This is a genomic window from Methylobacterium sp. 77 (assembly GCF_000372825.1).
Classification (GTDB): domain Bacteria; phylum Pseudomonadota; class Alphaproteobacteria; order Rhizobiales; family Beijerinckiaceae; genus Methylobacterium.
The window spans coordinates 2,640,490-2,652,143 of the sequence record NZ_KB910516.1; the positions used below are offsets into that span (position 1 = coordinate 2,640,490).

Annotated in this window: 9 protein-coding genes; 6 read left to right on the top strand and 3 right to left on the bottom strand. The window is 65.7% G+C overall.

The features are described 5' to 3' along the window. The first annotated feature begins 23 nt into the window (after positions 1 to 23). From pdxA to A3OK_RS0112510, 3 genes are all read left to right on the top strand, one after another. On the top strand, positions 24 to 1,043 hold the full coding sequence (pdxA, locus tag A3OK_RS0112500; protein WP_019905215.1) for a 4-hydroxythreonine-4-phosphate dehydrogenase PdxA: 1,020 nt from the start codon (positions 24 to 26) through the stop codon (positions 1,041 to 1,043). After that, positions 1,040 to 1,876, top strand: a complete 837-nt coding sequence (gene rsmA / locus A3OK_RS0112505) for a 16S rRNA (adenine(1518)-N(6)/adenine(1519)-N(6))-dimethyltransferase RsmA (RefSeq protein WP_019905216.1) — start codon at positions 1,040 to 1,042, stop codon at positions 1,874 to 1,876. Before pdxA ends, rsmA begins: the two co-directional genes overlap by 4 nt. Before the next feature lie 380 nt (positions 1,877 to 2,256). After that, on the top strand, positions 2,257 to 3,048 hold the full coding sequence (locus A3OK_RS0112510) for a DUF2189 domain-containing protein (protein ID WP_019905217.1): 792 nt from the start codon (positions 2,257 to 2,259) through the stop codon (positions 3,046 to 3,048). Positions 3,049 to 3,081: 33 nt separating this feature from the next. Here the strand turns inward: A3OK_RS0112510 and A3OK_RS0112515 are convergent, their stop codons facing one another. Next, entirely contained in the window at positions 3,082 to 3,534 is a 453-nt protein-coding gene (locus tag A3OK_RS0112515; RefSeq protein ID WP_019905218.1) for a response regulator, read from the bottom strand. A 57-nt stretch (positions 3,535 to 3,591) separates the two neighbouring features. Further along, positions 3,592 to 4,059 carry a BLUF domain-containing protein gene (locus A3OK_RS0112520; RefSeq protein WP_019905219.1) on the bottom strand — a complete coding sequence of 156 codons (468 nt, stop codon included), beginning with the start codon at positions 4,057 to 4,059 and terminating at the stop codon, positions 3,592 to 3,594. 245 nt (positions 4,060 to 4,304) lie between these two features. On the opposite strand from A3OK_RS0112520, the gene A3OK_RS0112525 reads away from it, so the two are divergent. From A3OK_RS0112525 to A3OK_RS0112535, 3 genes are all read left to right on the top strand, one after another. Further along, positions 4,305 to 5,693: a flagellar hook-basal body complex protein gene (locus A3OK_RS0112525; RefSeq protein WP_019905220.1), complete on the top strand. Its 1,389-nt coding sequence runs from the start codon at positions 4,305 to 4,307 to the stop codon at positions 5,691 to 5,693. A gap of 37 nt (positions 5,694 to 5,730) precedes the next feature. Beyond that, on the top strand, positions 5,731 to 7,608 hold the full coding sequence (gene flgK / locus A3OK_RS0112530; protein WP_019905221.1) for a flagellar hook-associated protein FlgK: 1,878 nt from the start codon (positions 5,731 to 5,733) through the stop codon (positions 7,606 to 7,608). A 61-nt stretch (positions 7,609 to 7,669) separates the two neighbouring features. Continuing rightward, positions 7,670 to 9,460 (top strand): hypothetical protein, encoded by a 1,791-nt coding sequence (locus tag A3OK_RS0112535; protein ID WP_019905222.1) that lies wholly within the window; start codon positions 7,670 to 7,672, stop codon positions 9,458 to 9,460. 1 nt (position 9,461) lies between these two features. Here A3OK_RS0112535 and A3OK_RS0112540 read toward each other — a convergent pair whose 3' ends face one another. Beyond that, positions 9,462 to 11,534, bottom strand: coding sequence for a M3 family metallopeptidase (locus A3OK_RS0112540; protein WP_019905223.1), 2,073 nt, complete (start codon positions 11,532 to 11,534; stop codon positions 9,462 to 9,464). Positions 11,535 to 11,654: the final 120 nt, after the last annotated feature.

The window sequence follows — 11,654 nt, forward strand, 5'->3', positions numbered from 1 at the left end:
GCGCGCGAAGACCGAAACAGGCGATGACGCTGCACAGACCCATCGCCCTCACCATGGGCGATCCGGCCGGTATCGGGCCTGAGATCGCGCTCATGGCTTGGCTGGCGCGTGACGAAGGCGTCGGGCTGCCCCCGTTCTTCCTCGTCGGCGATCCCGATTTCATCGAAGCGAGGGCGAGCAGCCTCGGCCTCCAGGTTCCCGTGGCCGAAGTCGGTCCCGATGTCGCGGTCGAGGTTTTTCCCCGCGCATTTCCGGTGATGCCACTGCCGAGCGGCACCCGTGTCGGTGCGGTGGCGGGACGGCCCGATGCGGCGGATGCCGGCGCCACGCTCGAATCGATCACCACGGCGGTCGGCCTCGTTCGGTCGGGCGAGGCCATCGCCCTCGTCACCAATCCGATCGCGAAATACGTCCTGACCAGCGTCGGCTTCGCCTATCCCGGCCATACGGAGTTCCTCGGGGCCTTGTCGGTGGAGCCCGGCGAGGCCGCGCCTCTCGCCGTCATGATGCTGTGGAGCGAGACCCTGGCCGTGGTCCCGGTGACCATCCACGTCGCCCTCAGGCGGGTGCCCGAATTGTTGACCCAGGACCTCGTCGTCCGCACGGCACGCATCGTGGCGCACGACCTGAGGGAGCGCTTCGGGATCGCCCGTCCCCGTCTCGTCCTGTCGGGGCTGAATCCCCATGCGGGCGAGGCCGGCACGATGGGCACGGAAGACCGCGACGTCCTCGAACCCGCGGTCGCGCAGCTTCAGGATGAGGGGATCGACATCAGAGGACCGCTCCCGGCGGACACCCTGTTCCATCCCCGAGCCCGCGCGGCCTATGACGTCGCGCTGACACCGACGCACGATCAGGCTCTGATCCCGATCAAGACGATCGCCTTCGACGATGGTGTGAACGTGACCCTCGGGCTTCCCTTCATTCGGACTTCGCCCGACCACGGCACGGCCTTCGACATCGCGGGCAAGGGCGTGGCACGGCCGGACAGCCTCATGGGCGCATTGCGGCTCGCCGCCAGACTTGCCGGGCGACGGACTTGAGCGACGACGGACTTCCCCCGCTGCGCGATGTGGTGCTGAAGCACGATCTCGCGCCGAAGAAGGCACTCGGACAGAACTTCCTGTTCGATCTCAACCTCACCGGGCGCATCGCCCGTGCCGCCGGTCCCCTCGACGGGGTCACGGTGGTGGAGGTGGGTCCGGGTCCAGGCGGCCTGACGCGCGCCCTGCTCTCGGCGGGCGCCGCCCGCGTGGTCGCGATCGAGCGGGATCCCCGCGCCCTGCCGGCGCTCGCGGAGATCGCCGCGCATTATCCGGGCCGCCTCGATGTGGTCGATGCCGATGCGCTGAAGTTCGATCCACGTCCGCTCGTCGGCGACGGGCCGGTCCGGATCGTCGCCAACCTTCCCTACAATGTCGGAACGCCGTTGCTGACCGGATGGCTGACGGAGGCGGTGTGGCCACCCTGGTGGGAATCCCTCACCCTGATGTTCCAGCGCGAGGTCGCCGAGCGGATCGTCGCCGACGAATCCGACAGGGCCAATTACGGTCGTCTCGGTGTCCTCTGCGGCTGGCGCACCGAAGCGCATATCCTGTTCGACGTCGCTCCCTCGGCCTTCGTACCGCCGCCGAAGGTGACGTCGAGCGTGGTCCATCTCAAGCCGAGGAGGGAGCCCCTCCCCTGCTCGGTGGGATCCCTCGAGCGCGTCACACGGGCCGCATTCGGCCAGCGCCGCAAGATGCTGCGGCAGAGCCTGAAAGCCGCGACACCGGACCCCGGGCGCCTGCTCGACGCGGCGGGCATAGCCGAGACTGCCCGTGCGGAGGAGGTCCCGGTGGCGGGTTTCGTCGCAATGGCGCGAGCTCTCGATTGAGTCGGATACGGATGCCGCAAGCCTGAGCGTCGTCCCGGACCGAGTCCGATCCTCTCGGATGGCCAGCCTTCGAGCGGGATCATCGCACAACCTCGACCTCCTGGTTCGATACTGGTTTCCGAGAACGCGACACTGGTCGTCGAATAAATCCGCGCCAATCAACGACCCGGAGCAATCGCACGAATGCGAGACCCGGCTGAGATCCGCGTTGAGACGATGACAAACGTCGCGATGTCTTCGGTATTGACCCCATGACGGCCATGGACATTTTTCGAGATCGGGCCTTACTTGTCTGGATACTGCTTTCGGCGCCGTCACGCGCGAGCATGCGTATCAAGGCCCGGCCGGCGTCGTGAGCTTCATCTCGGAGGCTTCGATCGATGACGACGTTTCCCATCACCTCGTCCCGCCGTGTCACCACTCCCCTGCCCGTGCGCGAGATCGGGGCCGCCGATCTGAAGGCCGCCCTGTCGCTCGGCGTCGACGATTTTCTCGCCATGCCGACCCACGTCCTGTTTCTCGGCTTGATCTATCCTCTCGTCGGCCTCTTCATCGCCCTCACCGCCTTCGGTGCGGATCTCATGCCGATGATCTTCCCGCTCGCGTCGGGATTCGCGCTGATCGGGCCATTCGCGGCCGTCGGCCTCTACGAGCTCAGCCGGCGACGCCATAGCGGCCGGGACACGGGCTGGAACGCCGCCTTCAGAAGCTTGAGCCGCCGGACGTCGACCGGGCTCGCCACTATGGGGCTCGTCCTGGCGATCGTCTTCGTCGCCTGGCTGCTGTCGGCCCAAGGCCTGTTCTGGGCGCTCTATGGCGCGGACGTGCCCGCCACTCCCACTGCCTTCATCACCGACGTGCTGACGTCATCGCGGGGGTGGGCCTTGATGGCGCTCGGCACCGGGGTCGGATTCGCTTTCGCACTCATCGTGCTCGCGACCAGCATCGTGTCCATGCCGATGATGGTCGACCGGGATGTCGATGCACTTACAGCTGTCGAGACCTCTCTCGATGCGTTCCGGCGCAACCCGCGCACGTTGATCACCTGGGGATGCATCGTCGCGGCGATGCTCGTCGTCGGCTCGATCCCGCTCTTCATCGGCCTCGCCGTGGCGATGCCGATCCTCGGACACGCTACGTGGCACCTCTACAAGCGGCTCGTAGTGACGTGAATGCGGCGCCGTCGACTCGCGCCGGCGGGATGATCAGAACTTGCCGAGCATCGGGAAGTCGACGCTCAACGTCGATTCGGTGGCAAGCGGAGCCTCACGGCGGCGCGGCTTACGGTTGATCACCTGTTTCAGCTTCGATTTGAGCACGGACATATCGAACGGCTTCAGGATGAAGGCATCGGCACCGGCTTGGTGGGCCAGGTTGATGTCCTCGAAATCGAACGAGGTCTCGGTGAGGATGAAGGGCGTGTTCATCAACACGTCGTTTCCACGGATCTCGCGCAAGAGCGTGAGCCCGTCCATCGGCTCCATCATCAGGTCGGAGATGACCAGGGCATATTTACGCTCGCGCATGCGTTCCAGCGCGTCGACTCCGCTGGTGACGCCGTCGACGTCGGGGAAACCGATCCGCGTCATCAGGAGGATGACCAGCTTCAGCAGTTTCTCCTGATCGTCGACGATCAGGATCGGTGGCGTCTCGCTCATGGGCTTTCGAGGCTCAGGGCCGGATGGTCGGCATCAGGGACAGTGACGGACGAGGTTTCACACGAAGAGATGGTCGATGCCCTGCTTCGACATGGATTCGGCCTGCAGGGCGACGGCGAGGGCGTGGATCGCCGCGGCTTTCGGCGTGCCGCGCTGAAACATCGGCAGGAGACCGGATTTCTGGAAGGTGGCGTCGTTCACGGGTCCGCGGACGGCGGTCACGAACGAGTTGACGAATTCGCGTTTCACGATCTCCCGCCACTCGACGATCTGGACGTCGCGATGCCGTGAATCGTTGCTGATCCGTCCGAACGTGTCGTTCACCGAGGTGCGCTCGCCCTCGATGATCTGGGCCGCGAAATTCTGCTCCACCAGCAGGAAGCTGGTGATGACCGAAAATTCGTTCTTCTTCTGCGCCTGTCTCGTGATCTCGCCGAGCTGACGGGTACGGCCCGCGGCATCGGCGGCGAGGTTCAGGCGTGAGAAGTAGATGAGGTGGACAAGGGTCGTCCGTTTGCTCTTCATAATCCCCGTCCATTGCAGTGCCGGCGTCACGATAGCCGTTCCAGGCATAACGCTGGGTAAACGGCTCCACCGCCTTGACGGGAACCGGCAAAAGCTGCCGGGGCGGCACCATCGAATGGTCGTTCTTGCCGGGCGGAACAAGATTTTATTTAATTAAATCAATATCTTAGATTTGGCACCGCGATTGCTGACCCATTGTCGAGCCGGTCTCCGGTCCACGTCATTCGAGTCAAGGGTTGCCGGTCATGGATGTGTTCACCGCGTTGCAGACGGCGGTCTCGGGCTTGAAGGCCCAGGCCTTCTCCCTCGAGAACATCTCCGGCAACATCGCGAACTCGCAGACCACGGGCTACAAGCGGGTCGACACCAACTTCGTCGACCTGGTCGCCGAGCAAGCTCCCAACCGCCAGGTCGCAGGCAGCGTCGCGGCCAATTCCCGGCTCACCACCACGATTCAGGGCAGCATCAACGCCACCGAGGTTCCGACGAACATCGCCATCAACGGCCCTGGATTCTTCGTGGTCCAGACCAAGACCGGCGACGCCAACAATCAGACCACCTTCTCATCGGGCAATGTCTACACCCGCCGTGGCGATTTCGCTCCCGACAAGGACGGCTATCTGCGGAATGGCGGCGGGGCGTATCTGACGGGCACGAGCCTCGACCCCGTCACGGGGCGAGCGACCAGCGAGGGCCCGATCCAGATCTCGACATCGACCTTGCCGGCCAAGGCAACGTCGACGATTAACTATGCGGCCAACCTGCCGAAGACTCCTGCGACGAAGAACTACTCGTCGACGGTTGCCGGGTCGGAACTGCTTCCCGCGACGGGTTTCGCCACCGACCCCCGGATCACCACCGGGACCGGGACCGCGACGGTTGCCCCGGGCGACGCGTCGAAGCTGCTGGCCAACAGCATCAATGGTCCGAGCCTCACCGCCTATACCGCCAGCGGGGCTCCGGTCACGATCAACACGGTCTGGGCAAAGGTCGCCAACGGCGATGCCTCGGCTACGCCGGCGACAAACGACGTCTGGAACCTGTTCTATCAGAACAACAACGCTGTCGATTCCTCGGCGAGCACCTGGACGAATGCCGGCACCGCCTTCGCATTCAACAGCAGCGGGCAGTTGGTCACGCCGACGACGACGTCGGTGTCGATCCCCAACCTCACCGTCAACGGCATCGATCTCGGAGCGATCAGCGTCGCCTACGGTGCCGGCGGCTTGACGGCCTATACGGCGACCGCGGCTACCACGAGGACGCTGACGCAGGACGGCTACAGCGCCGGTCAGTTGAACAGCGTCTCCATCAACGCCGAAGGCGAGGTCGTCGGCAGCTACAGCAACGGCAACAGCGTCGCGCTGGCAAAGGTCGCGGTCGTGCAGTTCACGAACCCCGACGGATTGAAGGCGGATTCGGCCGGCAACTATCGGCAGACCCTCGAATCCGGTTCACCCCGCGTGGGCCTCAACGGCGCGACGATCGAAGGCAGCAACGTCGAGCAGTCGAATACGGACATTGCGAGCGAATTCTCGAAGATGATCGTAACCCAACAGGCCTACTCAGCCAATACGAAGGTCATTTCGACCGCGCAGGATATGATGTCCTCTCTGATCAACATCATTCGCTGAAGGCTCCGGTACCGCGTGACATAGAAGGACAACGACCGTGTCGTTCACTGCTCTCAGCACCGCTGCCGCCGGCCTGAAATCCACTCAGGCCGCCATCAGTGTGGTGTCGCAGAACATCGCGAATGTCGGCACCGCCGGCTACATCAAGCGCACCCTCGACACGGTCGCACAGGGGCCCGGAAATTCCGGCGTCGCCATCGGTACGATCGGCCGCATCCTCGATGATGCGGCCCTCAAGCAACTGCGTCTCGAAACGTCCGGCTCCTCCTATACGAGCATGATGTCCGACGTCCGGACCCAGCTCGACAAGCTCTACGGTATCCCGGGTACGAGCACGGCTCTCGACGGGGTGATGAACGACTTCACCCTGGCGCTCCAGACGCTCGCCGCGGACCCGACCTCGGCCCCGGCCCGCTCGACGGTGGTATCCGCCGCCTCCAATCTCGCCTCGAAGATCGGATCCATCGCGAACGGCGTCCAATCCCTCCGCACCGCCACGGAGAACCAGCTCGGCAATGACACGGCCTCGGCGAGCGGACTGCTGTCGTCGATCGCGGCACTGAACACGAAGATCGCGGCGACCAGCGACGACGCAGCCAAGGCCGACCTGCTCGATCAGCGCGACCAAGCCATCAATTCGCTGTCCGGCTATCTCGATGTGCAGACCTCTCCGCAGCGAGACGGCACCGTCACGGTCATCACCGCATCCGGCGTGACCCTGGTCGACCGGGGGGCGGCAGCGACCCTCAGCTTCGACGGGCGAGGGACGCTGACTCCCGATTCCGCCTATTCGAGCGATCCGGCGAAACGCGGCGTCGGGACCATCACGGCGACCACGCCCGGCGGCGCCAAGATCGACCTCGTCGCCTCGAATGCGATCCGGTCCGGTTCGCTGGCCGCCGGAATCGAGCTGCGCGACACGGTCCTGCCGCAGGCCCAGCGCCAGCTCGACGATCTCGCCGCCGGTTTGTCACGCTCACTCTCGGACAAGTCCGCGACGGGTACGCCCGTGTCGACCTCCGTCGGGACTGGCGTCGACATCGACCTCACCGGCCTCAGTGCCGGCAACGCCATCACGATCACCCTGAAGGACGCGTCGGGCACGCAGCGCAACCTGATCCTGGTGCCGTCCAACACGTCTCCGGCGGCGGCCGTGAACCCCGCCGACACGTCCGATCCGACGGCGACCATCGTTCCGATCACCGTGACCAGTGATCCCGCCAGCATCAGTACGGCGATTGCCAATGCGCTCGGCTCGACCTTTTCCGTGACGGCGCAGACCGGCGTCGGCGTGGGCGGCGTCAGGATCCTGTCGAAGACCGGCAGCGGCGCTCCGGCGATCCAGGGCGTCACGGCCAGCGTGACGCAGTCGACATCGCCCACGGACACGCAGAACGGCGCCGTTCAGATTCCCCTCTTCATCGACGGAATCGGCAGCGGCCGACTTTATACCGGGTCTTTCGACGGCGGATCGCAGCTCACCGGTTTCGCCCAGCGCATCACGGTGAACCCGACCGTGGTCGCGAAGACGGAGACCCTGGTGAAGTCGTCGACCCAAACCCAGACGTCCGACGCGACGAGGCCGAACTATCTCTACGACGCCCTCACCAGCGCGAGCCGCACCTTCTCGGCTGCGAGTGGAATCGGCGGTGTCGACGCGCCCTACAGTTCGTCGGTGCGGGATTTCGCACAGCGGATCATCGATGCGCAGGGCGCCGCCGCGGCGACGGCGCAGAATCTCGACGAAGGCCAGGGCATCGCGCTAGCCACGGCTCAGGGGCGTTTCGCCAGTTCTTCCGGTGTCAGCATCGACGAGGAGATGTCGAAGCTCGTCGAATTGCAGACCGCCTACAGCGCCAATGCCCGCGTGCTGACGGCAGCACGCGACATGATGGACACCCTCCTGCGAATCTAGCGAACGGTTCTCGTAGCCGTACCGACAGACCCCTTTCGACGTTTCCCATGCCGAGGTCCCGATGACGATCAACGCCTTCACGGCCGGCACCTACTTCCAGGATCGCAACACGACGAATCTGGTCGGTCTAAAGAGCCGGCTCGATACGCTGTCCGGTCAGCTCGCCACCGGTCGGAATTCGGAGACGTATGGTGGAATCGGCGGAGCCAGGACCACCAGCCTCAGTGCCCACGCGTCCCTGAGTGCCCTCGATGGCTACGACGCCGCCATCGCCGCGAACGACACCCGGGTCAAGCTCACGACCGCGGCGGTGACGCAGGTCTCTACCCTCGGCGCCACGGTTCAGAAATCACTGACCTCCACGAGTTCGGTCGCGGCCGGCACCGTCGTGCAGAGCGCCAGAAACAGCTTCGACGCCGTCGTGGACGCCCTCAACCAGGAAGCGGCCGGCAATTACGTCTTCGGCGGCCGGATCACCGAAACGCCGCCGGTGGCGTCGTCGGATGCGATCCTGAACGGCGTGCCCAGCCTGGGATTGGATGGCCTCAAGACGTTGGTGAGCGAACAGGTCGCCGCCGATCTCGGGCCGAACGGCAACGGCCGGATCTCCACGAGCGCGTCGGGTTCGACCGTGACGGTGAGTGAGGAAGGCACCGGTACGGCCGGGACGGAGACGCGCGAGAATTTTGGGTTCAAGCTCGTCTCCGCGACGAGTTCGAACCCGACCGCCATCGCGGCCGGAGCGACCACGGGCGGAACGTCGCCGGACGTCACGTTCACGCTGGCCAACGCACCGAAGGAAGGCGACCGTATCCGTGTGGCCATCAACCAGGCTGACGGCACCCAGACCTTCACCGACCTGACCGTCACGGCGAATCCGCCGGCGGGCTCGACCGATACGATCCCGCTCGGCAGCGCCGCGGCCACCGCCGCAGCCCTCAACGCGAAGTTCGCGGGGCAGCCCGTCGCCAGCATTCAGGGCGACGCGTCTCTCGGAATAGCGGCGAATTTCGGCACCGGCGCCCCTGCCTCGATCGGCCTCACGGTGAACAGCACGCCGACGGCGGGCGACACGCTGACCTTCAATCTCGCCCTTCGCGACGGCACGACCAAGACGATCACGCTGACGGCGAGGGCGTCGGCCGACCCGACGTCGAAGAACGAGTTCTCCCTGAGCGGCGACGTCGCGGGCAACATCTCCACGGCCCTCTCCAACGCCCTCAAGGAAGCGGCGGGAACGACGCTCTCGGCGAGTTCGGCGTCGCGTGCGTCACAGGACTTCTTCGCAGGCTCGAAATCCGCCGGTTTCGCCCCACGCCGCGTGTCCGCCGACGGGAACGGCTATGCCGAGCAGGCCAGCACCAAGACCGTCATCTGGTACACCGGTGACGATACCGCCACCGATCCCCGCGCCACCGCGACGGTTCAGGTCGGCGCCGACCGCAAATTGGGCATCGGCGCCCAGGCCAACGAGGCTCCGATCCGGGCGGTCCTCGCGGGCATCGCGCAGGTGGCCGTGCAGAGCTTCGCCGCGCCCACGGTCGGGTCGAGCGAGGAAGCGCGCTACTTCGCCGTCTCCGAGCGGTCGCGTGCGCTGCTGTCCTCCAGCAATGGCCAGGACGGAGTGGCCGGCATCGCCAGCGAACTCAGCCTGGCGGCCAAGAGCATGGCCGACGCCAAGACACAGAACAGCTATACCCGAGCGGCACTTCAGGACAGCCTCGACAGCGTCGACACGGTGTCGACCGAGGAGGTCACCGCCAAGCTCCTGTCGCTTCAGACGCAGCTCCAGGCGAGCTATCAGGTCACCTCGATGCTCTCGAAGCTCAGCCTGGTGAATTACCTCAGCTGAGTCAGGCGGCGGCGAGGCCGCGCTTGCGCAGCAGAGGATCGATGCTCGGCAGGCGTCCCCGGAAGGCGATGTAGGCCTCACCAGGAGCGCGCAGGTTGCCGGCGCCGTAGACGAACTTGCGCAGACGCGCCGCCGTCGCGGGGTGGAAGATGTCGCCGGCCTCGCGAAATGCGTCGAAGGCGTCGGCATCCAGCACCTCGGACCAGAGGTAGCTGTAATAGCCGGCCGCGTAGCCGTCGCCGGAGAAGATATGCGCGAAATGCGGCGAGCGGTGCCGCATCGAAATTTCCGCCGGCATACCGATGCGCTGAAGCGCGTCCGCCTCGAAGGCCAGCACGTCGAGCCCGCCCTCGCCCGCACTCGACAGGTGCAGCGTCATGTCGACGATGGCCGAGGCAGTATACTCGATGGTGGAGAAGCCCTGGTTGAATGCCCGAGCCGCCAGCAGCCGTTTCAGCAATTCCTCCGGCATCGGTTCACCGGTGCGGTAGTGCCTGGCATGGGCGCGCAGAACCTGGGGCTGTTCGAGCCAATGCTCGTAGAGTTGCGAGGGCAACTCTACGAAATCGCCGGCCACGGCCGTGCCCGACAGAAGCGGATAGGTGACGTCCGAGAGAAGGCCGTGCAGGGCATGGCCGAACTCGTGGAAAAGGGTGCGCGCATCGTCGAAGGACAGGAGCGGCGTCTCGCCCTCCGCCGCCTTGGCGAAATTCATGACATTGACGATGATCGGCGTGACGACGCCGTTGAGCCGCTCCTGCGAGCGGAAGGCGCTCATCCAGGCTCCGCTGCGCTTCGACGAGCGAGCGAAGTAATCGGCGAGGAAGACACCGACCTCGGATCCGTCGGCGTTGCGCACCACCCAGGCCCGCACGTCCGGATGGTAGCGGGGAAAGTCGGCGAGTTCCTCGAACCGCAGGTCGAACAGGCGCGAGGCCGTGTCGAACGAGGCCGCGATGACGCCGTCGAGGGACAGGTAGGGCTTGACCTCGCTCTCATCGAGATCGTGCTCGGCCCGCCGCAGCTTCTCGGCGTAATGGCGCCAATCATGCGGCCCGATGGCGAAGTTCGCTCCCTCGGCCGTCGCCAACGCCTGCAGGCGGTCGCGCTCGGTGCCCGCGCGGGCATGGGCCGGCGTCCAGACGTTGCGCAGGAGATCCATGGCCGCATCCGGCGAGCCCGCCATGGTATCGGACAGCTTGAAATGGGCGAAGCTGTCGAAGCCGAGAAGGCGGGCGCGCTCGGCGCGGAGCGCGACGATCTCGGCGATGATCGCCCGGTTGTCGGTGGCGCCCCCGCTCTCGCCCCGGCTGATCCAGGCCCGATAGGCCTTCTCGCGCAGGTCGCGCCGGGTCGAGAATACGAGGAACGGCTCGATCAGCGAGCGCGACAAGGTGATGACGTGGCTATGCTCGCCGCCGTGATCCTTGGCTGCGCTGGCAGCGGCCGAGCGCAGGAATTCGGGCAGGCCGTCGAGATCGCCGTCACCGTCGAGGGGAAGAGTGAAGGCGCCTTCATCCGCCAGCAGGTTCTGGCTGAAATTGGTGCCGAGCTCGGCCATGCGGCCGGCGATCTCCGCCATCCGAGCCTTTTGCTCGGGCGCCAGATCCGCTCCCGACCGCCGGAACCGCGTGCGGTAACGCTCCAGAACGCGACGCTCCTCGTCACCGAGCCTTTCGGTATCCGCATCGACGGCGGCGATGCGTGCCCAGAGAAGCGGGTTCAGGTAGATGGCGCTGCCGTGGCGGGCGAGGCGCGGCGTGATTGCCCGCTCCACAGCCTGGAGTTCGGGGCTGGTGTTGCTGCCACTCAGGTTGAAGAAGACGGAAGCGACGCGGTCGAGATCGAGACCGGCACGCTCCAGTGCCTCCACCGTGTTGGTGAAGTTCGCCGGTTCAGGGTTTCCGGCGATGGCGGCGATCTCGGCATCATGCGTGTCGAGAGCAGCTTCGAAAGCGGGCAGGAAATGCTCCGACCGGATGCGCTCGAACGGCGGCAGCCCGAACGGCGTCGGCCATACGGCCTCGGCGAACGGCCCGATATCCCGGGCGTCGGCGGCAATTGCGTTCGTCATGGTCGTCCTTCGGCGTCGTCCGGCTATGTTCGGGGGAACCTAGTCATCCCGATGGACGAGCGCAAAGCGTTCCCCGTGCATTCCCGGAGAGTTGTCACGTTTCGCCGAGGTTAGGTTCCT

Bases quoted from the DNA above. Each gene is read 5' to 3' on its own strand.
- pdxA (WP_019905215.1), top strand. From the start codon at position 24: ATGACGCTGCACAGACCCATCGCCCTCACCATGGGCGATCCGGCCGGT.
- A3OK_RS0112510 (WP_019905217.1), top strand. From the start codon at position 2,257: ATGACGACGTTTCCCATCACCTCGTCCCGCCGTGTCACCACTCCCCTG.
- A3OK_RS0112515 (WP_019905218.1), bottom strand. From the start codon at position 3,534: ATGAGCGAGACGCCACCGATCCTGATCGTCGACGATCAGGAGAAACTG.
- A3OK_RS0112520 (WP_019905219.1), bottom strand. From the start codon at position 4,059: ATGAAGAGCAAACGGACGACCCTTGTCCACCTCATCTACTTCTCACGC.
- A3OK_RS0112525 (WP_019905220.1), top strand. From the start codon at position 4,305: ATGGATGTGTTCACCGCGTTGCAGACGGCGGTCTCGGGCTTGAAGGCC.
- A3OK_RS0112535 (WP_019905222.1), top strand. From the start codon at position 7,670: ATGACGATCAACGCCTTCACGGCCGGCACCTACTTCCAGGATCGCAAC.
- A3OK_RS0112540 (WP_019905223.1), bottom strand. From the start codon at position 11,534: ATGACGAACGCAATTGCCGCCGACGCCCGGGATATCGGGCCGTTCGCC.